Origin of the sequence: Streptomyces sp. NPDC094147, from assembly GCF_044764265.1 — a bacterium.
In the GTDB taxonomy this organism is placed as follows: Bacteria; Actinomycetota; Actinomycetes; order Streptomycetales; family Streptomycetaceae; genus Streptomyces.
This window is the reverse complement of the sequence record NZ_JBIWHT010000030.1, coordinates 24,412-49,710: the sequence shown is the minus strand read 5'-3', so window position 1 is coordinate 49,710 and position 25,299 is coordinate 24,412. Positions and strand designations below refer to the sequence as shown.

At 72.4% G+C, this 25,299-nt stretch carries 25 protein-coding genes; 17 read left to right on the top strand and 8 right to left on the bottom strand.

Annotation, left to right across the window (positions count from 1 at the left end; genetic code table 11):
• Nucleotides 1-60 precede the first annotated feature (60 nt).
• The 11 genes from ACIQ8J_RS30130 to ACIQ8J_RS30080 all read left to right on the top strand — a co-directional run bounded on the left by ACIQ8J_RS30130 (nucleotide 61) and on the right by ACIQ8J_RS30080 (nucleotide 11,304).
• Entirely contained in the window at nucleotides 61-828 is a 768-nt protein-coding gene (locus tag ACIQ8J_RS30130; protein ID WP_403272758.1) for an SRPBCC domain-containing protein, read from the top strand.
• 34 nt (nucleotides 829-862) lie between these two features.
• Nucleotides 863-1,651: an aldose 1-epimerase gene (locus ACIQ8J_RS30125; protein WP_403272759.1), complete on the top strand. Its 789-nt coding sequence runs from the start codon at nucleotides 863-865 to the stop codon at nucleotides 1,649-1,651.
• Nucleotides 1,652-1,661: 10 nt separating this feature from the next.
• Nucleotides 1,662-2,210 carry an orotate phosphoribosyltransferase gene (gene pyrE, locus ACIQ8J_RS30120; protein ID WP_403272760.1) on the top strand — a complete coding sequence of 183 codons (549 nt, stop codon included), beginning with the start codon at nucleotides 1,662-1,664 and terminating at the stop codon, nucleotides 2,208-2,210.
• 213 nt (nucleotides 2,211-2,423) lie between these two features.
• Complete coding sequence (gene fbaA / locus ACIQ8J_RS30115; RefSeq protein ID WP_114040713.1) at nucleotides 2,424-3,446, top strand: class II fructose-bisphosphate aldolase; 1,023 nt, start codon at nucleotides 2,424-2,426, stop codon at nucleotides 3,444-3,446.
• A gap of 72 nt (nucleotides 3,447-3,518) precedes the next feature.
• Nucleotides 3,519-4,664, top strand: a complete 1,146-nt coding sequence (locus ACIQ8J_RS30110) for a MalY/PatB family protein (protein ID WP_403272762.1) — start codon at nucleotides 3,519-3,521, stop codon at nucleotides 4,662-4,664.
• Between the two features lie 92 nt (nucleotides 4,665-4,756).
• Nucleotides 4,757-6,214 carry an MFS transporter gene (locus tag ACIQ8J_RS30105; protein ID WP_403272824.1) on the top strand — a complete coding sequence of 486 codons (1,458 nt, stop codon included), beginning with the start codon at nucleotides 4,757-4,759 and terminating at the stop codon, nucleotides 6,212-6,214.
• A gap of 80 nt (nucleotides 6,215-6,294) precedes the next feature.
• On the top strand, nucleotides 6,295-6,708 hold the full coding sequence (locus tag ACIQ8J_RS30100) for a DUF3151 domain-containing protein (protein ID WP_403272763.1): 414 nt from the start codon (nucleotides 6,295-6,297) through the stop codon (nucleotides 6,706-6,708).
• A 215-nt stretch (nucleotides 6,709-6,923) separates the two neighbouring features.
• Nucleotides 6,924-7,814 (top strand): DUF3152 domain-containing protein, encoded by an 891-nt coding sequence (locus tag ACIQ8J_RS30095; RefSeq protein WP_403272764.1) that lies wholly within the window; start codon nucleotides 6,924-6,926, stop codon nucleotides 7,812-7,814.
• Nucleotides 7,815-7,915: 101 nt separating this feature from the next.
• Complete coding sequence (locus ACIQ8J_RS30090) at nucleotides 7,916-8,776, top strand: tryptophan 2,3-dioxygenase family protein (RefSeq protein WP_403272765.1); 861 nt, start codon at nucleotides 7,916-7,918, stop codon at nucleotides 8,774-8,776.
• On the top strand, nucleotides 8,769-9,965 hold the full coding sequence (gene kynU, locus ACIQ8J_RS30085; protein WP_403272766.1) for a kynureninase: 1,197 nt from the start codon (nucleotides 8,769-8,771) through the stop codon (nucleotides 9,963-9,965). The genes ACIQ8J_RS30090 and kynU overlap by 8 nt, the downstream gene beginning before the upstream one ends.
• A gap of 469 nt (nucleotides 9,966-10,434) precedes the next feature.
• A complete protein-coding gene (locus ACIQ8J_RS30080; RefSeq protein ID WP_403272767.1) occupies nucleotides 10,435-11,304 on the top strand; it encodes an alpha/beta hydrolase family protein in 870 nt (289 codons plus the stop codon).
• Between the two features lie 48 nt (nucleotides 11,305-11,352).
• Here ACIQ8J_RS30080 and ACIQ8J_RS30075 read toward each other — a convergent pair whose 3' ends face one another.
• Complete coding sequence (locus ACIQ8J_RS30075) at nucleotides 11,353-12,537, bottom strand: GDSL-type esterase/lipase family protein (protein ID WP_403272768.1); 1,185 nt, start codon at nucleotides 12,535-12,537, stop codon at nucleotides 11,353-11,355.
• Nucleotides 12,534-13,103: a TetR/AcrR family transcriptional regulator gene (locus tag ACIQ8J_RS30070; protein WP_403272770.1), complete on the bottom strand. Its 570-nt coding sequence runs from the start codon at nucleotides 13,101-13,103 to the stop codon at nucleotides 12,534-12,536. The genes ACIQ8J_RS30075 and ACIQ8J_RS30070 overlap by 4 nt, the downstream gene beginning before the upstream one ends.
• A 74-nt stretch (nucleotides 13,104-13,177) precedes the next feature.
• Here ACIQ8J_RS30070 and ACIQ8J_RS30065 point away from each other — a divergent pair, with 74 nt between their 5' ends.
• From ACIQ8J_RS30065 to ACIQ8J_RS30050, 4 genes are all read left to right on the top strand, one after another.
• A complete protein-coding gene (locus ACIQ8J_RS30065) occupies nucleotides 13,178-13,669 on the top strand; it encodes an FBP domain-containing protein (protein WP_403272772.1) in 492 nt (163 codons plus the stop codon).
• Between the two features lie 108 nt (nucleotides 13,670-13,777).
• A complete protein-coding gene (locus ACIQ8J_RS30060) occupies nucleotides 13,778-15,163 on the top strand; it encodes a sensor histidine kinase (protein WP_403272773.1) in 1,386 nt (461 codons plus the stop codon).
• A complete protein-coding gene (locus tag ACIQ8J_RS30055; protein ID WP_403272775.1) occupies nucleotides 15,160-15,825 on the top strand; it encodes a response regulator in 666 nt (221 codons plus the stop codon). The genes ACIQ8J_RS30060 and ACIQ8J_RS30055 overlap by 4 nt, the downstream gene beginning before the upstream one ends.
• Before the next feature lie 422 nt (nucleotides 15,826-16,247).
• On the top strand, nucleotides 16,248-17,468 hold the full coding sequence (locus tag ACIQ8J_RS30050) for a cytochrome P450 (RefSeq protein ID WP_403272776.1): 1,221 nt from the start codon (nucleotides 16,248-16,250) through the stop codon (nucleotides 17,466-17,468).
• Here the strand turns inward: ACIQ8J_RS30050 and ACIQ8J_RS30045 are convergent.
• Both ACIQ8J_RS30045 and ACIQ8J_RS30040 read right to left on the bottom strand, forming a co-directional pair.
• Nucleotides 17,458-19,074 (bottom strand): ABC transporter permease, encoded by a 1,617-nt coding sequence (locus tag ACIQ8J_RS30045; protein ID WP_403272777.1) that lies wholly within the window; start codon nucleotides 19,072-19,074, stop codon nucleotides 17,458-17,460. The genes ACIQ8J_RS30050 and ACIQ8J_RS30045 overlap by 11 nt on opposite strands.
• A complete protein-coding gene (locus ACIQ8J_RS30040; protein WP_403272779.1) occupies nucleotides 19,071-20,000 on the bottom strand; it encodes an ATP-binding cassette domain-containing protein in 930 nt (309 codons plus the stop codon). Before ACIQ8J_RS30040 ends, ACIQ8J_RS30045 begins: the two co-directional genes overlap by 4 nt.
• Before the next feature lie 114 nt (nucleotides 20,001-20,114).
• On the opposite strand from ACIQ8J_RS30040, the gene ACIQ8J_RS30035 reads away from it, so the two are divergent.
• Entirely contained in the window at nucleotides 20,115-20,615 is a 501-nt protein-coding gene (locus ACIQ8J_RS30035) for a GbsR/MarR family transcriptional regulator (protein WP_403272825.1), read from the top strand.
• A gap of 159 nt (nucleotides 20,616-20,774) precedes the next feature.
• On the opposite strand, the gene ACIQ8J_RS30030 is transcribed toward ACIQ8J_RS30035, so the two are convergent.
• Nucleotides 20,775-21,590 (bottom strand): diacylglycerol kinase, encoded by an 816-nt coding sequence (locus ACIQ8J_RS30030; protein WP_403272780.1) that lies wholly within the window; start codon nucleotides 21,588-21,590, stop codon nucleotides 20,775-20,777.
• A 176-nt stretch (nucleotides 21,591-21,766) separates the two neighbouring features.
• On the opposite strand from ACIQ8J_RS30030, the gene ACIQ8J_RS30025 reads away from it, so the two are divergent.
• Entirely contained in the window at nucleotides 21,767-23,050 is a 1,284-nt protein-coding gene (locus ACIQ8J_RS30025) for an adenylosuccinate synthase (RefSeq protein WP_403272781.1), read from the top strand.
• Between the two features lie 55 nt (nucleotides 23,051-23,105).
• On the opposite strand, the gene ACIQ8J_RS30020 is transcribed toward ACIQ8J_RS30025, so the two are convergent.
• The 3 genes from ACIQ8J_RS30020 to ACIQ8J_RS30010 all read right to left on the bottom strand — a co-directional run bounded on the left by ACIQ8J_RS30020 (nucleotide 23,106) and on the right by ACIQ8J_RS30010 (nucleotide 25,130).
• Nucleotides 23,106-23,252 carry a hypothetical protein gene (locus tag ACIQ8J_RS30020; protein ID WP_403272782.1) on the bottom strand — a complete coding sequence of 49 codons (147 nt, stop codon included), beginning with the start codon at nucleotides 23,250-23,252 and terminating at the stop codon, nucleotides 23,106-23,108.
• Between the two features lie 103 nt (nucleotides 23,253-23,355).
• Entirely contained in the window at nucleotides 23,356-23,562 is a 207-nt protein-coding gene (locus ACIQ8J_RS30015; protein ID WP_403272784.1) for an acyl-CoA carboxylase subunit epsilon, read from the bottom strand.
• Nucleotides 23,559-25,130: an acyl-CoA carboxylase subunit beta gene (locus ACIQ8J_RS30010; protein WP_403272786.1), complete on the bottom strand. Its 1,572-nt coding sequence runs from the start codon at nucleotides 25,128-25,130 to the stop codon at nucleotides 23,559-23,561. The genes ACIQ8J_RS30015 and ACIQ8J_RS30010 overlap by 4 nt, the downstream gene beginning before the upstream one ends.
• Nucleotides 25,131-25,299: the final 169 nt, after the last annotated feature.

Sequence of the window (25,299 nt, the reverse complement as noted above, 5' to 3'; positions counted from 1 at the left end):
GCGTGTCCGGCGCCGCGTTTGCGCAGACGTGACGGCCGGTGCTGAGTAGGCTCGGTGGCTATGGAGCATGAGGTGTTCGTTCCGGTTGAGGCCCAGTCACTCCGGCAGACGCTGCGCGACCCCGCCCGGGTCGCGGGCTGTGTGCCGGGGCTCCAGCAGGATGCGGGCGAGCCGCCCATCGCGGGCCGGCTGAAGGTCCGCCTCGGCGGGAGCACCATCACCTACCGCGGTGCCCTGCGCGTCAGCGAGCGGGACGGCGAGGTGTTCGCCTTCGAGGGCGAGGGCGTCGAGGTGCGCGGGGCGGGCGCGGCCGAGCTGGCCCTGACGGTGCGGCTCGAACCGGCCCCCGGCGGCACCCTGCTCGCCTTCGCCGGGACCGCGCTCGCCGAGGGCCGGGCCGCCGACGTCCCGGCCGAGGCGGTCCGGGCCTCGGCGGCCCGGTTGCTCGACCGGTTCGCCTCGGCGCTCGCCCGGCCCGCACCGGCCGAGCTCGCCGACACCGACCTCAACACCGACCTCGACGCGGCAGAGCTCGCCTCGGTCTTCGACACGGAGGTGCCGCCGCCGTCCCTGGACCGGCTCGCCGACGAGGAGTTCGCCATCGAGGTCGACGAGACGATGCCCGCCGAGGCCGCGCACGCCCGCCGCACGATGATCGGCCGCAGCGCCGAGGAGGTCGACCACGCACCGCCGCGCGGCCGGTACGCCCCGGTGCCCGCGCCCACGGGGGCTGGCGCCGGCGTCACCCTGCGCTGGGTCGCACCCGCCGCGGCGCTCGCCCTCGCCTCGGCGGTCGTCGTAGGCCGCGCGCTCAGGCGCCGCCGCTGACCCGTCGACCCGCCCCACCGGCTAGGGTCGGGGCGTGAGCAGTGACCAGATCAAATTGGGCGCCGGCGGCACGGAATTGACCGTCGACGCGGGCAACGGCTGCCGGATCAGCAGCCTGCGGATCGACGGCACCGAGGTGCTGCGCCAGGGCGAGAAGTACGGCTGCTTCCCGATGGTGCCGTGGTGCGGCCGGGTCGAGAACGGCCAGTTCCGTGACGGCGGCGAGAAGTACCAGCTGCCGCTCAACGCGGCCCCGCACGCCATCCACGGCACCGGCCGCGACACCGCGTGGAAGACCGCCCGGGTCTCGGACACCGAGGCCGTCTTCACGTACGAGCTGACCGATCCGTGGCCCTACACCGGCAGGGTCACCCAGATCTTCGAGCTGACCCCGGACGCGCTGACCGTGCGGATGGGCGTCGAGACGTACGACAACTCCTTCCCCGCGCAGGCCGGCTGGCACCCCTGGTTCAACCGGGAGATCGACGGCAGCCGGGTCGAGCTCGCCTTCGCGCCCGAATGGCAGGAGGAGCGCGGCGACGACCACCTTCCCACCGGGCGGCGCATCGAGCCCCTGCCCGGTCCCTGGGACGACTGCTTCGGGATGCCCGACGGCGTGGACGTCACCCTGACCTGGCCGGGGCGGCTCGAACTGAAGGTGACCAGCCCCACCGAGTGGGTCGTGGTCTACGACGAGCAGGAGGAGGCCGTCTGCGTGGAGCCGCAGTCGGGCCCGCCCAACGGGCTCAACACCCTGCCCCGCCTCGTCACCCCCATCGACCCGCTGGAGCTGGCGACCACATGGACCTGGCGGCGGCTCTAAGCTGGCTGGCATGACTGACGTACGCGCTGACCTGCTCCAGCAGATCAAGGACAAGGCCGTGGTCCACGGCAAGGTGACCCTCTCCTCGGGGATCGAGGCCGACTACTACGTCGACCTGCGCCGGATCACCCTTGACGGCGTCGCCGCGCCGCTGGTCGGCCAGGTGATGCTCGACGTCACGGCCGAGTTCGACTTCGACGCGGTCGGCGGCCTGACCATGGGCGCCGACCCGGTGGCCGGCGCGATGCTGCACGCGGCCGCCGCCCGCGGCCGCACCCTGGACGCCTTCGTGGTCCGCAAGGCCGCCAAGGCGCACGGCATGCAGCGCCAGGTCGAGGGCCCGGACATCAAGGGCCGCCGGGTCCTGGTCGTCGAGGACACCTCCACCACCGGCGGCTCGCCGCTGACCGCCGTCGAGGCGGTCCGCGCGGCCGGCGCCGAGGTCGTCGCCGTCGCGACGATCGTGGACCGCGCGACCGGCGCCGCCGAGAAGATCACCGAGGGCGCGGGCGTGCCGTACGTCTTCGCCTTCTCCTCGACGGAACTCGGTCTCGCGTAAAACTCGTGACCTAGGTCCCGAGATCCGGCCATACGGGTGTTGACCTGCGCATTTTTCAAGGGGCGGGCTGTTTCACGTGAAACGGCCCGCCCCTCGCGCGTCCGCCGGGTGGAGCCAGGGCCAGAGTCTGGAAAGATAGGCCGCGACGATGACGTCGCCCCCAGGTCAGGGCCAGCACATATCGCACACCCGCACATCACAAGGAGCGGACAGATGCCCATCGCAACCCCCGAGGTCTACAACGAGATGCTCGACCGGGCGAAGGCAGGCAAGTTCGCCTACCCGGCCATCAACGTGACCTCGACCCAGACCCTGCACGCTGCGCTGCGCGGCTTCGCGGAGGCCGAGAGCGACGGCATCATCCAGATCTCCACCGGCGGTGCCGAGTTCCTGGGTGGCCAGTACAACAAGGACATGGTCACCGGCGCGGTCGCCCTGGCCGAGTTCGCGCACGTCGTCGCCGCCAAGTACGACATCACCGTCGCGCTGCACACCGACCACTGCCCCAAGGACAAGCTGGACGGCTACGTCCGCCCGCTCCTGGAGGTCTCCGCCGAGCGCGTCGCCAAGGGTCTGAACCCGCTCTTCCAGTCCCACATGTGGGACGGCTCCGCCGAGACCCTCGCGGACAACCTGGCCATCGGCCAGGAACTGCTCGCCAAGGCCGCCGCCGCGAAGATCATCCTTGAGGTCGAGATCACCCCGACCGGCGGCGAGGAGGACGGCGTCAGCCACGAGATCAACGACGAGCTGTACACGACCGTCGACGACGCGCTGCGCACCGCCGAGGCCCTGGGCCTGGGCGAGAAGGGCCGCTACCTGCTTGCCGCGTCCTTCGGCAACGTCCATGGCGTCTACAAGCCGGGCAACGTCGTGCTCCGCCCCGAGCTGCTCAAGGACCTCCAGGCGGGCGTCGGCGAGAAGTACGGCAAGGCCTCGCCGTTCGACTTCGTCTTCCACGGCGGCTCCGGCTCCACGGCCGAGGAGATCGCGACCGCGCTGGAGAACGGCGTCGTGAAGATGAACCTCGACACCGACACCCAGTACGCCTTCACCCGCCCGGTCGCGGACCACATGTTCCGCAACTACGACGGCGTTCTGAAGGTCGACGGCGAGGTCGGCAAGAAGTCGACGTACGACCCGCGCACCTGGGGCAAGCTGGCCGAGGCCGGCATGGCCAAGCGCGTGACCGAGGCGTGCGCGAACCTGCGCTCGACCGGCACCAAGCTGAAGTAACCACGTCTTGCCGCTCGGGCCCGGCCTCCCCTTCGGGGGTGGCCGGGCCCGAGCCGTATCCGGAGGCCTTGGATGACGTACGACTTCGACATACCCGTCGACCGGCGCGGTACCTGGAGCATCCAGTGGGACGGGGTGGCCGAGCGGTTCGGGGCGGCCGGGCTGCTGCCGTTCACCATCTCCGACATGGACTTCGCTTCCCCGCCCCCGGTGCTCGCGGCGCTCCAGGAGCGGGTCGCGCACGGGGTGTTCGGCTACACCGACTGGCAGAACGAGGAATTCCGCTCGGCGGTACGCGACTGGTACCGGGCCCGGCACGCGACGGAGATCGACACCGGCCGGCTCGTGTACGCGCCCTCCGTGCTCAACCAGCTCTCGCAGCTCCTGCGCATGTGGACCGGGCCGGGGGACGGGATCGTTGTCCACACCCCTGTGTACGACGGTTTCCGCAAGGCGGTCGGCGGGCTCGGGCGGGAGCTGCGCGGCGTCCCGCTCGGCGACCCGGCCGCACTGGAGGCGGCGCTGGCCCGGCACGACAGCCGGGTGCTGCTCCTGTGCTCGCCGCACAACCCGACCGGCCGGGTGTGGACGGAGCCCGAACTGACCGGATTCGCGGAGCTCGCCGAGCGGCACGGGGTCGCGGTGATCAGCGACGAGATCCACGCGGACTTCGTCCACGACGGCCATCGGCACCTGCCGTGGACGCGGTTCGGGCGGGGCCGCTGGGCGCTGATCACCTCCGGTACGAAGTCGTTCAACTTTCCCGCGCTGACGGGGGCGTACGGGATCGTCGGCGACGCGGCCGACCGTGCGGAGTTCGTCCGCCGCATGGAGACGGGGGAGGGGCTCGGCTCGCCCGCGGTGCTCTCGCTGACCGCGCACATCGCGGCGTACCGGGAGGGCGGAGGGTGGCTGGACGCGGTGCGGGCGTATGTGGCGGGCAACCTGTCGCTGGTCGCCGACCGCCTCAACTCGGCGTTCCCCACGCTGAGTTGGGCCCCTCCGCAGGCGGGCTACCTCGCGTGGATCGATCTTCGTCCACTGGGTGTGGACGACGCGGCGCTCCAGCGCGAGCTGGTGGAGGTCGAGCGGGTCGCGATCATGCCGGGCGAGGTGTACGGCGCGCCGGGGTTCGTCCGCCTGAACGTGGGGTGCCCACGGGCTAAGGCGGAGGCGGGGGTGGGGGCGCTGACGCGGGCGCTGGGCCGGCTGGCCTGACTTTTCCCCACCCCGACCTCTCCAGAACCGGAGGTCCGGGGGCGGAGCGCCCGGTTCTGGGGGACAGTTGTGCTGTGGCGGACGACGTACGCATGGGCACCCGTACCGGCCGGTGGGTGCTGCTCACCACCGTGCTCGGGTCCGGCATGGCCATGCTCGACTCGACCGTCGTCAATGTCGCCCTGCCCCACATCGGCGCCAGCCTCAACGCCGACATGGCCGTCCTGCAGTGGACCGTCAACGCCTACATGCTCACCCTCGCCGGCCTCATCCTGCTCGGCGGCGCCCTCGGCGACCGCTACGGACGGCGGAAGGTGTTCGTCATCGGGGTGGTGTGGTTCGCCGCCGGGTCGCTGCTGTGCGGACTCGCCCCCGACGCCGGGGTGCTCATCGCCGCCCGCGCCCTCCAGGGCATCGGCGGCGCCCTGCTCACCCCCGGCTCCCTCGCGATCATCCAGGCGAGCTTCCACCCCGACGACCGGGCCCGCGCGGTCGGCGTGTGGTCCGGGCTCGGCGGGGTCGGCGCGGCCGTCGGCCCCTTCCTCGGGGGCTGGCTGGTGGACGGCCCCGGCTGGCGCTGGGTGTTCCTGATCAACGTGCCGCTGGCCGCGCTCTGCGTACCGGTCGCCCTGCGCCACGTACCCGAGTCGCGCGACCCGCGCGCCCACACCGGCCGCTTCGACGCGCTGGGCGCCGCGCTCGGCGCGCTGACCCTCGCCCTCGTGACGTACGCGCTGATCGAGGCCCCGGGCCAGGGCCCGTCGCGGCTGGTCGTCGGGGCCGCGGTCGCAGGCCTCGGGCTCGGCGCGGCGTTCGCGCGGCGCGAGCGGCGGCTGCCCGACCCGATGCTGCCGCCGGACATCTTCCGCTCCCGGGTCTTCACCGCGGTCAACGCGGTGACGGTGTGCGTGTACGCCGCCTTCGGCGGATTCTTCTTCCTCGCCGCGCTCCAGCTCCAGGTCGTCGCCGGGTACTCCGCGCTCGGCGCGGGCGCCGCCCTGCTGCCGACGACCGTGCTGATGCTGCTGCTCTCGGCCCGCTCGGGCGAGCTCGGCCAGCGGATCGGGCCGCGCATCCCGCTCACCGTCGGGCCGCTGCTGTGCGCGGCCGGAATGCTGCTGATGCTGCGGGTCGGCGAGCACGCGTCGTACGTACGCGATGTGCTGCCCGCGCTGCTCGTGCTCGGCCTCGGCATGGTCACCCTGGTGGCGCCGCTCACCGCGACGGTGCTCGGGTCCGTCGACGCGGGGCGGGCCGGGCTCGCCAGCGGCATCAACAACGCCGCCGCGCGCGCCGCCGGCCTGATCGCGGTGGCCGCGCTGCCGCTGGCCGCGGGGATGGGGCCGGAGGCGTACCGCTCGGCGGCGGAGTTCGGGGCGACGTTCCGGCGGGCGATGCCGATGTGCGCGGGGTCGCTGGTGCTGGCCTCCGTGGTTGCCTTCCTGACCGTGCGCCGGCCGGGCCTGGCGGCTTCCGAGCCGCAGTGCCGGATGCAGTGCGGGGTTTCCGGGCCGGCGATTGAGCCTGGGCGGGATGCGGGCGCGCCCTGAGCCGCTGGGGGAGCTGCCCCCAGACCCCGCTCCTCGAACGCCGGAGGGGCTGGACATGGTGTTCGGGCAGACTGGGGCCCATGTCCATTCACGAGAACCTGCTCGGGGGCCCCGCCCCGACCCTGCTGCCCGACGACCCGGAGCCGCGTGAGCTGCTCGCCGGGGGTGCCGCGCCCGCCGATGTCGCCGCCAAGTACCCCACCTCCTCGCTCGCCTGGGCGCAGCTCGCCGACGACGCGTTCGACGGCGGCCGCACCGTCGAGTCGTACGCCTACGCCCGTACCGGATACCACCGCGGCCTGGACTCGCTGCGCCGCGCGGGATGGAAGGGGCACGGCCCGGTGCCGTGGGAGCACGAGCCCAACCGCGGCTTCCTGCGCGCCCTGCACGCCCTCGCGCGCGCCGCGCAGGCGATCGGTGAGGACGCCGAGTACCAGCGCTGCACGACCTTCCTGCGGGACTCCTCGCCGCTCGCCGCCGACACCCTGGGCTGATCGCGAACGCTGATCGCGAACGCTGAGCGGAATCGCTGATCGGGAACGCTCAGCGGGAACGGCCGCGCCGTCCGTGCCGTCTGTACAGCTGACACGGACGGCACGGGCACCCGCGTACAGCACCAACCGCGCGCGCCCGGCCGCATTGACAGGCTGGCGCGAGGCCCCACTCCTCTCCCCCCAACTCCAGCCGGGGACCAGAGGAGAACTCCGTCTTGGGCAAGCGAGGCGCCCGCAGCGCAGTCGGTGGTGGCCGCCGACAGGCACCGCATGAGGACCGGGCACCGGGCCGGGCCCGGCGGCAGCGCGGCCGGGCCGCGCGGCGGCGGGCGCGCTCGCGGGTGCTGCTCGTCGTCGGGTGCCTGCTCGGCGTGACGGTGGTCGGCTCGGTCGCCGTCGCCCAGTGGCCTGGCGGCGGGCACAAAAGCGCCGTGGAACCCGGCAACACCGCGCCGAGCCCCATGGAGGCGCAGTCCCCGCTGCCCGCCGAGCCGCTGCCCGCGGGGCCCTCGGCCTCCGACGGCCCGAGCGCCCCCGCCGTACCCCTGTCCGGGCCCGGCACCTTCACCACCGCGCGGGCCTCCGGCCAGATCGTCGGCACGGCGGGACCGGTGCGCCGCTACGAGGTGCAGGTCGAGGACGGGGTGGACGTGTCCGCCAAGGACGCCGCCCTCGACATCCAGAAGATCCTCGCCGACCCGCGCAGCTGGGCCGCGCACGGCAAGGGCCGCTTCCAGCTGGTGGCCGACGGCGCCGATGTCGTCATCAAGATCGCCACCCCCAGGACCACCGACCGGCTGTGCGCCTCCAACGGCGACACCGGCGGCGAGCTGAACTGCGAGGTCGAGGGCGGTGTCATCGTCAACCTGAAGCGGTGGGTGACCGGCTCGCCGCAGTACGACGGGCCGCCCGCCGAGTACCGGCACCTGATCATCAACCACGAGATCGGGCACCTGATCGGCTACCACCAGCACATGTCCTGCCCGGGGCCCGGACAGCTCGCTCCGGTGATGATGCAGCAGATCAAGGGCCTCAACGGCTGCAAGTCCAACGCCTGGCCCTTCACCCCGTCCGGGACCTTCATCTCGGGCCCCTCGGTGCCCTGACCAAGCGGCTCGGGCGTGCTTATGATGCCGGTGGGGACCGGGGCTCCGATGCCGATGAAGGAAGGGGCGGACCGCTACCCGGACACATCGAGGAGACAGCGATGTCATCAAAGATGTCCGAACCGGTCGCGTCGCCCCTGCCGGGTGACGAGCCGGAGACCCCGAATCTGGACTTCGCGGGCACCACGCCGTACGAGGACTACGTCCAGGCGGACGTCCTCACCCACCTCCAGCACCTGCGCTCCGACGACCCGGGCGAGATGGTCTTCCTGGTCACCACCCAGGTCATGGAGCTGTGGTTCACGGTCGTCGTGCACGAGTGGGAGACCGCCTCGCGGGCGCTGCGCGCGGACCGGGTGCAGGTCGCGGTCGACGCCCTGAAGCGTTCGGTGCGGGAGCTGGAGGCGCTCAACGCCTCGTGGACGCCGCTGGCGCAGCTGACCCCGGCGCAGTTCAACTCCTACCGGGCCGCGCTCGGCGAGGGCTCCGGGTTCCAGTCGGCGATGTACCGGCGGATGGAGTTCCTGCTCGGCGACAAGTCCGCGTCGATGCTGGTCCCGCACCGGGGCGCGCCGCGCGTGCACGCCGAGCTGGAGAAGGCGCTGGGCGAACCGAGCCTGTACGACGAGGTGCTCGCCCTGCTCGCCCGGCGCGGGTACGCGGTCCCCGCCACGGTCCTCCAGCGCGACCTGACCCAGAAGTACGAGCCGTCCGCCGAGGTCGAGGCGGTCTGGACCGAGCTGTACGCGGGCGACCAGAACGGTGAACTGGTGCGCCTGGGCGAGGCGTTGACCGATGTCGGCGAACTCGTGTGGAGATGGCGCAACGACCATCTGGTCGCGACCCGGCGGGCGATGGGCGCGAAGGCGGGCACCGGCGGTTCAGCCGGGGTGGCCTGGCTGGAGAAGCGCGCCACGAAGAACGTGTTCCCCGAGCTGTGGACGGCGCGCAGCCATGTCTGAGCCGACGACGCCGGCCGGGAGGGCCGCGGCGCTGGACGCCGCAGACGAACTCGCGGGGCACCGGGAGCTGTTCGCGCTCGAAGAGGGCGCCGTCTACCTCGACGGGAACTCGCTGGGTGCGCTGCCCCGCCACGTTCCCGCCCGTATGCAGGAGGTCATCGCCCGCGAGTGGGGCGAACTGCGCATCCGCTCCTGGGAGGAGAGCGGCTGGTGGACCGCGCCGGAGCGCATCGGCGACCGTATCGCCCCGCTCGTGGGCGCGGCGCCGGGCCGGATCGTGGTCGGCGACTCCACCAGCGTGAACGTCTTCAAGGCGCTGGTCGCGGCGGCCCGGCTCGCGCCGGACGACCGGGACGAGATCCTGGTCGACGCGTCGACGTTCCCCACGGACGGGTACGTGGCCGAGTCCGCCGCCCGTATGACGGGTCGTCAGCTGCGGGCGCTGGCCCCCGCCGACATCCCGGCCGCGCTCGGCCCGCGCACGGCGGCGGTCCTCGTCAACCACGTGGACTACCGGACGGGCCGCCTGAACGACCTGCCGGGGATGACGGCGGCCGTTCAGGCGGCGGGCGCCCTGGCGGTCTGGGACCTGTGCCACAGCGCGGGCGCGCTGCCGGTCGGCCTCGACGCGCACGGCGTCGACTTCGCGGTGGGCTGCACCTACAAGTACCTGAACGGCGGCCCGGGTTCACCGGCGTACCTGTACGTGCGCGGCGACCACCAGCCCCGGTTCGACTCGCCGCTGCCCGGCTGGAACTCGCACGAGGACCCCTTCGGGATGCGGCCGGAGTACGTGCCGGGCCAGGGCGCGGTACGGGGCCGGGTCGGCACCCCGGACATCCTGTCCATGCTGGCCCTTGAGTCGGCGCTGGAGGTGTGGGACGGAGTCTCGATCGAGTCGATCAGGACGAAGTCCCTGGCCCTGACGGACTTCTTCCTGGAGTGCGTGCGGGCGTACGTTCCGGCGGGCCGGGTGTCGTCGGTGACGCCCCTCGCGCATGCGGAGCGCGGCAGCCAGGTCTCCCTCCGCTGCCCGGAGGCGGGCGAGGTGATGCGCACCCTGACCGCACGCGGGGTGGTGGGCGACTACCGCCGCCCCGACATCCTCCGCTTCGGCTTCACCCCGCTGTACGTGGGCTTCGCGGACGCGGAGCGAGCGGCGGCTGAACTGTCGAGGGTACTGAGCTGAGGGAACCTCCACCCTTCCCACCCGCCCACCCGTTCGTCCCCCTGCGAGGCTGAGGAACTGTCCCTGGGTCACCCGCCATTGGCGACCGCGGGCGGACGGTCGCCGGCGCCGGGGCCCACCCACTGGTGCCCGGCTTCCGGCAGGGCCGTTACGGGCGGGCGGGTGGGTGAATTGGCCCGCTGGAGGCGGGCGTTCCGGCCGCGGGTGGGCGGTCGCCGGTGGTGGGTGGCACCTACTGGTGCTCGGCCTTGGGCAGGGCCGTCATGGGCGGGCGGGTGGGTGAACGGCCCGCTGGAGGCGGGCGTTCCGGCCGCGGGTGGGCGGTCGCCGGCGGTGGGTGCGCACCTACTGGTGCTCGGCTTTCGGCAGGGCCGTCACGGGCGGGCGGGTGGGAAAGGAAGGCCCCCCGCCCGCCCCGCAGGGCCCTGGTAGCGTGATCAACCCGCGTGGCCTGGCGAAAGGTTGGGGAATGACGGATCCCGCAGAGCGTGACGCGGCCGAAGAGGCCTCCGCCCTTTCCCATCCCCCCGTCGCCCCGGACGCCACCGCCGCCTACGGCCCCCACCCCGACCAGGTGGTCGACTTCTACCTCCCCCGGGACGGAAACAACGCCGCCCCCCTCGTCGTCCTCCTGCACGGCGGTGCCTGGCGGGCCCCGTACGACCGCCGGCACCTCACTCCGTTCGCCGACTTCCTGGCCCGGCGCGGGTTCGCCGTGGCCAACGTCGAGTACCGGCGGGGGAGTCTGCTGCCGCAGCAGGGCGGCGAGGGCCCGGTCGCCGGACGCTGGCCGGACACCTTCGACGACGTGGCGGCGGCGCTGGACGCGCTGCCCGGCCTCGTACGCGAAGCCGTGCCGCGGGCCGACGCGCGCCGCACCGTGCTGGCGGGGCACTCGGCCGGCGGCCACCTCGCGCTGTGGGCGGCGGCCCGGCACGTACTGCCGGAGGATTCACCGTGGCGCACCCGGGGCCCCGCCGCCCTGCGCGGAGTCGTGGCCCTGGCCCCCATCGCCGACTTCGCCACCGCCGTGGAGCTGGACGTCTGCTCGGGGGCCGTGGCCCAACTCCTGGGTGGAAAAGGCGAGTTGGCGGCGCGCGCCCCGCACGCCGACCCCGCGGCCCTGCTGCCCACCGGGATCGCCACGGCCATCGTGCAGGGCCGCGAGGACATCGTCGTACCACAGGCCGTGGCCGAGGCGTACGTCGACGCCGCGGCCAAGGCGGGCGAGACGGTGGGCCTGACCCTCCTGGAGGACGTGGGCCACTTCCCCCTGATCGACCCGGCGGCCGACGCTAGCGCCGTGGTGGCCGAGGAGATCGCCCAGCTCGCCTATTAGGCGCCGCCTCTGCGAGGCGCCGCCTCCACCGGCTTCCGCCTCGCCCCTCTACGCGTCGACGTCCGCGAACGGCCCCTTCCCGAAGGCGAGTTCGGCGAAGCGTTCGCCGATCCGGAGGTGGGTGGCGGCGTCCGGGTGGAGCTCGTCGGGCAGCGGCAGTTCGGCGGCGTCCGCCTCGCCGTAGAGCGAACGGCCGTCGAGGTAGTGGAGGTTCGGGTCGTCCTCGGCCCGCTGCGCCACGATCCCGGCCAGCTCGTTCCGGATGACCCGCAGCGTCAGCTTCCCCGCCGCGACTTCCGCCGGGTCGCCCGCGGCCCGGAACCGCAGCCGCCCGTCGGCGAGCGCGGCCAGGTCGGGGGCGCTGGGGCCCGGGGTGTCCTCGTGGATGGGGCACACGACGGGCGAGACCACGAGCAGCGGCGTGCCGGGGTGGCCCTCGCGGATGGTGTCGAGGAAGCCGTGCACCGCCGGTACGAACGCGCGCAGCCGCATCAGATCGGTGTTGACCAGATTGATGCCGATCTTGACGCTGATCAGGTCGGCCGGAGTGTCCCGCAGCGTACGCGCGGTGAACGGGTCGAGCAGGGCGCTGCCGCCGAAGCCCAGATTGATCAGCTCGACGCCGCCGAGGGAGGCGGCGTGCGCGGGCCAGGTGGTGGTGGGGCTCGCGGCGTCGGAACCGTGGCTGATCGAACTGCCGTGGTGCAGCCAGACCTTGCGGCCCCGGTCCGGTACGGGCTCGACGGGAGCGTCGGTGCGCAGGGCGACGAGTTGGGTGGTCTCGTTGTACGGCAGCCAGATCTCGATGTCCTTGGGCGCCCCGGACAGGCCGTCGAAGCGGAGGGTGCCCACGGGGCCGTCCCGGTGCTCGGCCGTCCCCGCGGCCATGTCGATGGTGAGGGTGCGCCCGCCGGGCACACTGCCCTGACCGGCCGGGCGTCCGTCGACCAGCAGGTCGTACACGCCGTCCGGCCTGGGCGGGGCGCCGACGTAGACGCGCTTGGTGGGCAGCGCGTCCAGCTCGATCGCGGTGGCCCGGGTGCGGAGGGCGAGGCGGATGCCCGCGGGCTGGGACTCGGCCATGAGCAGTTGCGCGTCGGCGCCCTGCGTGCGGGCCCGCGCGGGCAGCCGGTGCGGCAGTACGCCGTGCTCGGTGTGCTCCAACTCGACGGCTCCGCGCAGGAGTTCGGCGGTGATCGGCGTGGTCGTCCACGCGTGGTTCGGCCCGGTCATGACGCGGGCCAGTTCCGCAGCAGGGCGTCCAGGGCGTCCAGCGTCCGCGTCCAGCTCTCCTGCGGATCGGGGGCGCTGTGGCTGAAGCCTCCGGCCGCCTCCAGGGCGATGAAGCCGTGGAAGGTGCCGCCCAGGAGCCGCACCGCGTGCGTCTGGTCCGGCTCGGTCAGGGAGTAGCCGCGCAGGATCGCCCGCATCATGAGGGAGTGCCGGAAGGCGGCGCTGTCCGCCGCGGTGTCCGGGTCGAGCGGGAACTGCGTCGCGGCGTAGCGGCCGGGGTGCCGGCGGGCGTAGTCGCGGCAGACGTTCGCGAAGCCGGCCAGGGCGTCCTTGCCGGCCCGTCCGGCCACGGCCTCGGCGGCCAGGTCGGCGAGTTCCTCCAGGGCGAGCAGGGCGATCTTGGTCTTGAGGTCCTGGGCGTTCTTGATGTGCGAGTACAGGCTCGCCACCTTGACGTCGAACCGCCGGGCGAGTGCCGACGGGGTCACCTGGTCGAAGCCGATCTCGTCGGCCAGCTCCGCACCCGCCCGGACCAGGCGGGTGGTGGTCAGTCCTGCGCGCACCATGGCGTGGATCCTTCCGTTCTCCTACATCGATTATGCGCTTGCCTAAAAGCTTTAGGCAAATTAGCATCACGTTTATGAAGCCGCTGACCGAGCAAGAGATCCGTGCCGCGTTCGTGAACTGCACCAAGGGCGAGGCGAAGCGCCTGTCCGTACCGCGTGACCTGGCCGACCGGCCGTGGGACGACCTGGACTACCTGGGCTGGCGCGATCCCCAGGCGCCCGACCGCGCCTACCTCGTGGTCGAGCTGGACGGCCGCCCGAGGGCGCTCGCCCTGCGCTGCCCGAACTCCGTCTCCGGGCAGCAGCGGCGCAGCATGTGCTCGATGTGCCTGACCACGCACGGCGGCAACGTGTCCCTGATGGTCGCGCCGAAGGCGGGCAAGCCCGGCAAGCAGGGCAACTCGGTGGGCGCCTACCTGTGCAGCGACCTCGCCTGCTCGCTGTACGTACGCGGCAAGAAGGAAGCGGGCCTCGGGGCCCGGCTGCACGAGACGCTCACCATCGAGGAGAAGATCGAGCGGACCGTGGCGAACGTCGCCGCCTTCGTCGCCAAGGTGACCGCCTGACCCCGCATCGGCCGCCCTCCGCTCCTTCGCGTAGTCCCTGAGGCGGACCCCGCAGGATCCGCATCGCGCCGGACGCCAACGGGCGGTCCGCCGCCTACCTTTGGCGGTGTGAATGAGACGACCAGGCCCCTCCACGGGAGCGGCGGCAAGGCGGGCGGCGCACAGCGCAGCCCGGAGTTCCGGCTGGCCATGGACGCGTACGGCGGGCTGCGCAAGGACCTGTTCCACGACGCGTTCGCCTACCGCCCGCTCCCCAGGATGCGCACCGACGGGCGGCTGACCCGCCGGCTCCGGGGCCGGATACGCGAGTACGCGGGCTGGACCCCGCACGCCTTCGTCTGCCTGCTCGCGTTCTGGGTGCTGATGTTCGGCTACGCGCGCGGCCCGGAGGACTTCGGCGCCGGCATCGCCTGGCTGTTCGGCGGGCTGATCCTGGCCGTGCCGATGGTCATGACGCTGGTGCGCCCGGTCGGGGCGTTCTGGCTGTCCTGCGCGGCGACGGTCGTCACCGGTGTGGTGGGGGACCACGGGAGCATGGGTCCCTGGTCGCCCCCCTCGTTCTCCATGCACCTCGCCGTCCTGACCGTGGTGGCGCTGCGCACCCGCCCCCGCGTGGCGGGCTGGATGTGGCTGGTCACCCTGGTGTTCGGCGTGGTGCTGGGCTCGGTCCGCGGCTACGCGGACTCCAGCAACACCTGGCAGATGGCGACCGTCTCCGGCATCCTGCTGCTCATCATCGCGATACGGCACATCCGGCGGGACGCGGAGCGGCAGGTCATCGCCGAGAAGTCGGTCACCGCCGTGGAGCGCGACAAGCGGACCGTCCTGGAGGAGCGCACCAACATCGCGCGCGAGCTGCACGATGTGGTCGCGCACCACATGTCGGTGGTCGCCATCCAGGCCGAGGCCGCCCCCTACCGGGTGGAGAACCCGCCGCCCGAGCTCGCCCAGGCCTTCGCCACCATCCGCGAGAACGCGGTGGCCGCGCTCACCGAGCTGCGCCGGGTGCTCGGTGTCGTACGCGCCGAGGACTACGAGGCCCCGGACGCGCCCCAGCCCACCCTCGCCGACCTGGAGAACCTGCTCGACAACGTCCGCGAGGCCGGGCTGCCCGTCGAGAAGACCGTCACCGGCGCGGTGCGCGAACTCCCGCAGGGCGTCGAGCTGTCGGCGTACCGGATCATCCAGGAGGCGCTCAGCAATACGCTGCGGCACGCGCCCGGCGCCGAGGCCCGGGTGGAGATCGGGTACGTTCTGGGCGGGCTCGGCCTCAGGATCGTCAACGGCCCCGCGACCAGCGAGGCGGGCCCCTCGCAGGGGTCCGGCCACGGGATCACGGGCATGGAGGAGCGGGTGGCGATGCTGGGCGGCGCGATGACGGCGGAGCCGACCGGGGAGGGCGGGTACGAGGTGACCGTCTTCATCCCCGTCGCCGCCGTCGAGGTGGACGCGGCACCGGCCGGGGCGGGTATGGAAAAGGACGGGCAGGCATGACGATCCGGGTTCTGATCGTCGACGACCAGGTGATGGTGCGCGAGGGCTTCTCCGTGCTGCTCGGCGCGCAGCCGGACATCGAGGTCGTCGGCGAGGCGGTCGACGGCCGCGAGGCGGTCGCCCAGGTGCAGGCGCTGCGGCCCGACGTGGTCCTGATGGACATCCGGATGCCGGGCATGAACGGCATCGAGGCGACGCGGGAGATCGTCGCGGCGGACGCCGCCTCCAAGGTGCTCGTCCTGACGACGTTCGACCTGGACGAGTACGTCTACCAGGCGCTGCGGGCGGGGGCGTCGGGGTTCTTGCTGAAGGACGCCTCGGCGCGCCAACTCGCCGAGGGGGTACGGGTGGTGGCGTCCGGCGAGGCGCTGCTCGCGCCGTCCGTGACGCGTCGGCTGATCAACGAGTTCGCGCGGGTGATGCCGGTGCAGCGGGCGGGGGCGTCCCCGGCCGGGCAGGTCGAGGAGCTCACCGACCGCGAGACGGAGGTCCTGGTCCTGATCGCCCAGGGCCTCTCCAACCAGGAGATCGCGGACCGGCTCGTGGTGGCCGAGTCCACGATCAAGACGCATGTCAGCCGGGTGCTGGTGAAGTTGGGTCTGCGGGATCGTACGCAGGCGGCGGTGTACGCGTACGAAACCCGCCTGGTCACCCCGGCCTGAGCGACGCGGGGCGGGTGCGCTCGCTTTGGCTGCGGGCCGTGCGTGGCCGATCGCGCGGTTCCCCGCGCCCCTGGGTGGGTTGGTGTGTTCGCTTGGCTGCGGGCTGTGTGTGGCTGGTCGCGCAGTTCCTCGCGCCCCTGGGTGGGTTGGTGTGTTCGCTTGGCCGCGGGCCGTGTGTGGCTGGTCGCGCGGTTCCTCGCGCCCCTGGGTGGGTTGGTGTGTTCGCTTGGCTGCGGGCTGTGCGTGGCTGGTCGTGCGGTTCCTCGCGCCCCTGGGGGTTGCACTTGACCGAGTCACGGGCGGGCGGGCGCCGGCGGTGGGTGGGTACCCACTGGTGCTCAGCTTTCGGCAGGGCCGTCACGGGCGGGCGGGTGGGTGAAAGGGGCTTGATCCCCGGCCCCCCGCACCGCATGCTCACCCGCATGGATGCCAGCGCCGTCTTCCTGCCCGGCTCGGCCGAATTCGTGTCCGACCCCTACCCCGCGTACGCGGAGCTCCGTGCCGCCGGCCGGGTGCATCACTACGCGCCCACCGGGCAGTGGCTGGTGCCGCACCACGCGGACGTATCCGCGCTGCTGCGAGACCGACGGCTCGGGCGGAGTTACCAACACCGGTTCAGCCACGAGGAGTTCGGCCGCCCCGCACCACCCGCCGCGCACGAGCCCTTCCACACCCTCAACGACCACGGCATGCTCGATCTGGAGCCCCCGGACCACACCCGGATCCGCCGGCTGGTCTCGCAGGCGTTCACCCCCCGCACCGTCGACCGGCTCGCCCCGACCGTACGGCGCCTCGCCGCGCGCCTGGTCGACGACTTCTGCGCGGCGGGCGGCGGCGACCTGATCGCGGCGGTCGCCGAGCCGCTGCCCGTCGCGGTCATCGCCGAGATGCTCGGCATCCCCGAGGCGGACCGGCCGCTCCTTCGCCCCTGGTCGGCCGCGATCTGCGGCATGTACGAGCTCAACCCGGACGAGGCCACGGCCACCCGGGCCGTCACCGCCTCCCTCGAATTCAGCGCGTATCTACGGGAGTTGATCGCGGCGCGCCGCAAGAGCCCCGGTGACGACCTCGTCTCCGCACTCATCGCCGCGTACGAGGACGACAGCGGCGACCGGCTCAGCGAGCAGGAGATGGTCTCGACCTGCGTGCTGCTGCTGAACGCCGGTCACGAGGCCACCGTGAACACCACCGCCAACGGCTGGTCGGCGCTGCTCCGCGACCCCGCACAGCTCGCCGCCCTCCGGGCCGCGCCGGATGCGCTGCTCCCCACCGCCGTAGAGGAGTTGATGCGGTTCGACACCCCGCTCCAGCTCTTCGAACGCTGGGTCCTCGAAGACATCGAGTTCGCCGGGCGGACCCTGCCGCGCGGCAGCGAGGTCGCCCTGCTCTTCGGCTCCGCCAACCGCGACCCGGCGAGGTTCGCCGACCCGGACACGCTGGACCTGGCCCGCGCCGACAACCCGCACATCTCCTTCGGCGCGGGCATCCACTACTGCCTCGGCGCCCCGCTGGCCCGCGTCGAACTCCAGGCGTCCTTCGGGGAGTTGATCAGAAAGGCGCCCCGGCTGCGGCTGGCCGCCGAGCCGGAGCGCAGGCCCGGATTCGTCATCCGGGGTCTCAAGGAACTCCAGGTCACGTGCTGAGGTCCCGGCGCCGCAGTGCCGTGAGCCCCGCCGTCACCAGAGCCGCCGCGATCAGCGTCAGAACCAGCACCGGAGTCCACGCCATGTCCGTGCCCGGCAGCTTCGGCAGGTGGCCGAAGGGCGAGAGGCCGAGGACGGCCCGGGGCAGGTTCAGCGCGGGCCCGATCCAGCCGAGCGCCAGACAGAGCCCGACCACCCCGAGCGCCGCCTGCGCGGCCTTCGGGAACGCTCCGTACAGCAGCACCGCGAGGCCCGCCAGCGTCCAGATCGCGGGCAGTTGGACCAGCGCAGCGCCGAGGATCGCCCCCGGCTCCCTGCCGTAGCCGGCCGCCAGGCCGAGCCCGCCGACCACCATGATCAGGGCCGCCCCGCCGAACGCGATCACCAGGTGCCCGGCCGCCCAGCGCAGGCGGCCCACCGCGTTCGCGAGCACCGGTTCGGCCCGCTGCCCGGTCTCCTCGCCGTGCAGCCGCAGTACGGAAGAGGTGGCGTACAGCGCCGCGACCATGCCCAGCATGCCGACCATCGTGGCGAGGAACGCGTCCGTCAGGCCGGACTGGCCGCCCATCCGCTGGATGATCTCCTTGGTCTGCGCGTTGTTGCCGACCAGATCGGCCGCTCCCTTGGTCATCCCGCCGAACAGCAGCCCGGCCAGGGCGAATCCGATGCTCCAGCCGATCACGCCGCCCCGCTGGAGCCGCCGGGCGAGCCCGTACGCCGTCGTGATCCGCCCCTCGGCGGGACCGGGCCTCGGCGGCACGAAGCTCATCCCGATGTCACGCCGCCCGGCCAGCACGTACGCCGCCGCGCCCTGCGCGAGGACCGCCGCCGCGATCAGCAGCAGCGCCCACCACCGCTCGCCCGCGAACGGCCGCACGTTCTCGGCCCAGCCCAGCGGCGAGAGCCGGTCGAGCACCGAGGAGCCGTTGTCGGTCGCGGTGTCGCCCGCCGCCTTCAGCAGGAAGGCCGCGCCGAGCACCGCACCCGTGAGCCCCTTGGCGAGCCGCGCGCTCTCCGTCAGCTGCGCCATGATCGCCGCCATGCCCGCGAAGAGCATGCCGATCGCCCCGGTCGTCAGCCCGAGCGCGGCCGAACCGGCAGTGTTTCCGGTGGACTTGGCGAGCCCGGCCGTGATGATGAGGGCGACGCCCGCGTTGGCGACGAACGCGGCGAGCAGCGCCGCCGTCAGCGGCGCCCGCCGCCCCACCATCGCCGAGGACAGCAGTTCCTGACGCCCGCTCTCCTCCTCTTCCCTGGTGTGCCGTACGACGATGAGCAGGCTCATCACCGCCGCGAGCACACACCCGAACCCGCCGAACCGCCACGCGGTGAGCCCGCCGGGCGAGTCGCCGAAGACCGGCCCGTACAGCGCCCGCAGCGAGCTGTTGCCGCTCATCGAGCGCGCGAGGTCGGCGCGCTGGGCGGCCGTCGTGTACACCTTCTCCAGAGTGCTCGCGCCGCTCGCGATCAGGCCGCCGAGCGCCACCGACCACACCGGGATCATCACCCGGTCCCGCCGCAGCGCGAGCCTCAACAGGGCGCCGGTGCCGGTCAGTTCACCGGTGGACCGGGTCCGTACGGACATGGTCAGGGTTGCCGTACTCATCGCGCCACCGCCCCTTCCCGTCCCTCCGCGCCGGTGTAGTGGCGCAGGAACAGCTCCTCCAGGGTGGGCGGGGTGGAGACGAGGGACCGTACGCCCGACTCGGTGAGCGAGCGGAGCACCGCGTCCAGCTTGTCGGTGTCGACCTGGAACTTGACCCGCCTGCCCCGGCTGCCCTCGATCTCGTGGGTGGCGAGGTCGTGCACGCCGGGCAGGCTCGCCAACCCGTCGGGTGCGCCCGCGAGTTCGGCGGTGACGGACGTACGGGTGAGGTGGCGCAGCTCGGCGAGCGAACCGGTCTCCACCGTCTTCCCCCGGCGGATGATGCTCACCCGGTCGCAGAGGCTCTCCACCTCGCTGAGGATGTGCGAGGACAGCAGCACGGTCCGGCCCCGGTCGCGCTCCTCCTCCACGCAGCCCTGGAAGACCTCCTCCATCAGCGGGTCGAGTCCGGAGGTCGGCTCGTCCAGGATCAGCACGTCCACGTCCGAGGCGAACGCGGCGACCAGGGCGACCTTCTGCCGGTTGCCCTTGGAGTAGGTGCGCCCCTTCTTGGTGGGGTCGAGCTCGAACCGCTCGATCAGGTCGGCACGGCGGGACGTGTCGAGACCGCCGCGCAGCCTGCCGTACAGATCGATGACTTCGCCGCCGGAGAGGTTGCGCCACAGGGTCACGTCTCCCGGTACGTAGGCCACGTGCCGGTGCAGGTCGACCGCGTCGGTCCACGGGTCGCGGCCGAGCAGCCGGGCGGCGCCCGAGTCGGCGCGCAGCAGGCCGAGCAGCACCCGGATGGTGGTGGACTTCCCGGCGCCGTTGGGGCCGAGGAAGCCGTGGACCTCGCCGGTCTCGACGGCGAGGTCGAGGCCGTCCAGCGCGTGTGTGCGCCCGAACGACTTGTGCAGTCCGGCGACCGTGATTGCCTTCGTCATGCTTTTGAACGTACAGTACTTTCACGAAGTTGTGAAGTTAAGGAAGCGTGTAAAGTCTGGGATCGGTGGCGCAGGGTGAACAGCGAGCGGGAGGTGCGGGACGTGCGGGAGGGCATGCCGGTGGAGCGCGACGAGGACGCGGTGGCCCGGTTCGTCGAACGGTTCGCCTCCGAGCTGACCGAGGCGGGCATGCAGCGGATGGCGGCCCGGGTCTTCGCGGCGCTGCTCGTCTCCGAGTCGGGCTCCATGACCTCGGCGGAACTGGCCTCGGCCCTCCGGATCAGCCCGGCGGCGGTCTCGGGCGCGATCCGCTACCTCTCGCAGGTCAACATGGTCGGCCGGGAGCGCGAACCCGGTTCGCGGCGGGACCGGTACGTGCTGCACAACGAGCTCTGGTACGAGACCTTCACCAACCGCGACCGGGTGCTGACGCGGTGGGAGCAGGTCATGCGGGACGGGGTCGCCAGTGCGGGCGGGCCGGATACGGCGGCGGGGGCGCGGATGGCGGAGACGGCGGCGTTCTTCACGTTCCTGCACGGTGAGCTGTCCCAGCTCATGGACCGCTGGCGCACCCACCGCACCACCCTGGACCTCCCGCCCATCCCCCCGAAGTAGACCCTGGGGGCTCCGCCCCCTGGACCCCCGCCACTTCGTCCGCGGACCGCGCCTGGGGGCTCCGCCCCCAGACCCCCGCTCCTCAATCTCCCCCAAGGCCTAAAGGGCCAGGGGGGACCCCCATGAGGGGCTTGATTTTGCTGGTCGGCGACTGACGGGTCACCCCGGCAGGACCAGCCCCCACGCGCCCGCCAGTGCCGTCCACGTGCGGGTGCGGACCGGGCCCGCCACGACCTCGTCCGCGCGGTAGCGGAAGCCTCCCGTGGAGACGGAGCCGGACACCGTCACCGCCCGTGCCGCCGCCCGCACCCGCTCGCCGGAACGCCCGTGCACCACCACCTGCGCGAGCCCGTCCGCCGAGGCCAGGGACACCCCGGCCACCGGGCGGTCCACGTCCGTCAAGAGGATGCCGTCCGCCTCCACCCGCAACCGGTGCGCCACCGCCGCCACCGGTGCGGGCGCCCGCACCAGGGTGCGGACCAGCGAGCGGCAGGTGCCCCATACCGTCGACGGCGCGACCGGCGCGACCGGCGCGGGGCGGGTCAGGGCGGGGATCCGCAGCGCGCCGAGGACCACCCCGTCGCTGTCGTCCACGAGCAGGTCGAGGCGGCGCTCGGTGCCTTCGAGGACCGCCCGCGCCGCCGCCACCGCGCCCAGCGGCACGCCCAGCGTGCGGGCCAGTTCCAGCGAGGCCGCCGGGCCCACCGGCACCAGCGCGAGCGCACCCCGGTCCAGCTCACGCTCCTTGTGCAGCAGCGTCACGGTGCGTAGCAGCGCCTGGTCGTCCCCGACCACCACCGTGCGCCGCCCGCCCCGCCGGGCCAGCGCCCGCGCGAATTCCTCCGGGTCCTGCGGCCAGCAAATCTTCGCCTGTGCTCCCGCACACAGCACATCCTTCGCGATCCGTACGGACTCGCCGTCAATACGGCGGGCGACCGGGTCGATGAGCACGACGAGCTGGTGCGCAGCCGACACCTCGGTCCTTCCTCGGGTAGCATCTTTGTGCAAGAGCCCCTTGCGCTATTGCGCCAGGGGCTTCGTCTATTCCGGGGCAGCGGTTCAACGGATCAGGCCCATGGTGTACGCGTCCACGTATGGAACGCGTATGCCCCTGACCTTGGACATGCCCCGCCCGGAAGGGGTGTACGCCTGTGCCCGCACTTGTGCTGCTCGGTGCTCAGTGGGGTGACGAGGGCAAGGGAAAGGCCACCGACCTCCTCGGTGGATCCGTTGACTATGTGGTGCGTTACCAGGGCGGCAACAATGCCGGCCACACGGTTGTCGTAGGCGACCAGAAGTACGCGCTGCATCTTCTCCCTTCCGGGATCCTCTCGCCGGGGTGCACCCCGGTGATCGGCAACGGAGTCGTCGTCGACCCGGCGGTCCTGCTCTCCGAGCTGAGCGGTCTCAACGAGCGCGGCGTCGACACCTCCAAGCTCCTGATCAGCGGCAACGCTCACCTGATCACGCCGTACAACGTCACGCTCGACAAGGTCTCCGAGCGCTTCCTCGGCAAGCGGAAGATCGGCACCACCGGCCGCGGCATCGGCCCGACCTACGCCGACAAGATCAACCGCGTCGGCATCCGCGTCCAGGACCTCTACGACGAGTCGATCCTGGAGCAGAAGGTCGAGGCGGCCCTTGAGGGCAAGAACCAGCTGCTCGCCAAGATCTACAACCGCCGCGCGATCGAGGCGGGCAAGATCGTCGAGGAGATGCTCCAGTACGCGGAGCAGATCAAGCCGTACGTCGCCGACACCACGCTGATCCTCAACAAGGCGCTGGACGACGACAAGGTCGTGCTCTTCGAGGGCGGCCAGGGCACCCTGCTCGACGTCGACCACGGCACGTACCCCTTCGTCACCTCCTCGAACCCGACCGCGGGCGGCGCCTGCACGGGTGCGGGCGTGGGCCCGACGAAGATCAGCCGCGTCATCGGCATCCTGAAGGCGTACACGACCCGTGTCGGCGCGGGCCCGTTCCCGACCGAGCTGTTCGACGAGGACGGCGAGGCGCTGCGCCGCATCGGCGGCGAGCGGGGCGTCACCACCGGCCGTGACCGCCGCTGCGGCTGGTTCGACGCGCCGATCGCGCGGTACGCGACCCGGGTGAACGGCCTGACCGACTTCTTCCTCACCAAGCTGGACGTGCTGACCGGCTGGGAGGAGATCCCGGTGTGTGTCGCGTACGAGATCGACGGCAAGCGCGTCGAGGAACTCCCGTACTCCCAGACCGACTTCCACCACGCGAAGCCGATCTACGAGAAGCTGCCGGGATGGTCCGAGGACATCACCAAGGCGAAGTCCTTCTCCGACCTGCCGAAGAACGCGCAGGCCTATGTGAAGGCGCTTGAGGAGATGTCGGGCGCCCCGATCTCCGCGATCGGCGTCGGCCCCGGCCGCACCGAGACGATCGAGATCAACTCCTTCATCTAGGCGGACGGTCAAGCGAGCGGGGCTCCCGGCGGCACGGTGCCGCCGGGAGCCCCGCTCAGTCGATTCCGGGCAGTATGTGCGGCTCCGCGAGGTCCTCCTCGTATCCGGCGAGCCGGATCGGCGCGCATCTGGCCCAGGTGTCGAGACTGCTCAACTCCTGTTCCCCCGCGGCCTGTTCGCGGATGGTGGTGTCCGGTGCCATCGGCTGACTCCTTCCGTCCCTGACGTTCCGGGAACGCTAGCGGCCGCCGCGGGGCTCCGGACGGCGGCTGCCACGGAAGTGGGAGCCCCCGGTACCGAAGGTGTCAGCGGTGCCAGGACCCGGCGCCGGGGTGGTGGGCCCGGCGCGGGCGGCGCCAGCCGGGTCTGGGCGGCGGGCCGGCCGGGTCCGGATCGGCGGCGGAGTTCCGGGCGAGGCCGAGCAGCACCGCGGTGAGCGCGGCCAGTTCGTGCGGGTCGGGTTCGCCGCGTACGACGTGGAAGGCGGCGGGGCGGCACTCCGGCGCCGTCATACCGGCGGGTTCCCGTGCTTGCGGGCCGGCAGGTCGGCGTGTTTGGTGCGCAGCATGGCCAGCGCGCGGATGAGCACCGAGCGGGTGTCGCGCGGGTCGATGACCTCGTCCACCAGGCCGCGCTCGGCGGCGTAGTAGGGGTGCATCAGCTCGGTCTCGTACTCCTTGATGCGCTGGGCGCGGGCCGCGTCCGGATCGTCGGCCGCGGCTATCTCGCGGCGGAAGATGACGTTGGCCGCGCCCTCGGCGCCCATCACGGCGATCTCGTTGGAGGGCCAGGCCAGCGACAGGTCGGCGCCGATGGAGCGCGAGTCCATCACTATGTACGCGCCGCCGTAGGCCTTGCGCACGATCAGCTGGATGCGGGGCACGGTGGCGTTGCAGTACGCGTAGAGCAGTTTGGCGCCGTGCCGGATGATCCCCTCGTGCTCCTGGCCGACGCCGGGCAGGAACCCGGGCACGTCCACCAGGGTCACCAGCGGAATGCTGAACGCGTCGCAGAACTGCACGAAGCGCGCGCCCTTCTCCGACGCCTCGATGTTGAGGACGCCCGCCACCGCCGAGGGCTGGTTGGCGACGATCCCCACCACCTGGCCGTCGAGCCGGGCGAGCGCGCACACGATGTTGGCGGCCCAGGCGGTGTGCACCTCGAAGAAGTCGCCGTCGTCCACGACCTCCTCGATGACCCGCCGCATGTCGTAGGCGCGGTTGGGCTCGGCGGGCACCAGGTCGAGCAGCCCGTCGCAGCTGCGGTCGGCGGGGTCCTCGCACGGCAGGGCCGGCGGCAGCTCGTGGTTGTTGGCGGGCAGCAGGGACAGCAGATGGCGTACGTCCTGGAGGCAGCCCTCCTCGTCGTCGTAGGCGGCGCTGGCCACCCCGGAGAGCTGGGCGTGCACATCGGCGCCGCCGAGCTCGTTCTGGCTGACCTTCTCGCCGGTGACGGCCTGGACGACGTCGGGTCCGGTGATGAACATCTGGGAGATGCCGCGGACCATGAAGACGAAGTCGGTGAGCGCGGGCGAGTAGGCCGCGCCGCCCGCGCAGGGCCCGAGCATCACGCTGATCTGCGGGATCACCCCGGAGGCGGCCACGTTGCGGCGGAAGATGCCGCCGTAGCCGGCCAGCGCGGAGACCCCCTCCTGGATCCGGGCGCCCGCGCCGTCGTTGAGGCTGACCAGCGGGGCGCCGGCCGCCGACGCGAGGTCCATCAGCTTGTGGATCTTCTCTGCGTGCGCCTCGCCGAGGGCGCCGCCGAAGATCCGGAAGTCATGGGCGTAGACGAAGACCGTGCGGCCCTCGACGGTGCCCCAGCCGGTGACCACACCGTCGCTGTAGGGGCGTCTGTGCTCCAGGCCGAAGCCGGTGGCGCGGTGCCGGCGCAGCGATTCGATCTCGGTGAAGGAGCCCTCGTCGAGCAGCAGCGCGATGCGTTCGCGGGCGGTGAGCTTGCCGCGGGCGTGCTGGCGTTCGGTGGCCTCGGGCTCCGGTCCTCGGCGGGCCCGGTCGCGCAGCCGTTCCAGCTCGCCGAGCCGGGTGTGCGCGTCGGACCTCTCCTTGAGCACGGTCATGTGTACTCCTGCCTCCACTGGGGGCCGGCGTCGGCCGGCCGGGGCGGTGATCCGGGAAACAGCATGCCAGAGATTGATTCCTTCGTGAAGGTATTTTATTGTGGGGGTCGTTGGTGAGGGTGCGTGCGCCGTCGGTGCCGCCCCGGGCCTTCCCCTGTTTGTACGTACT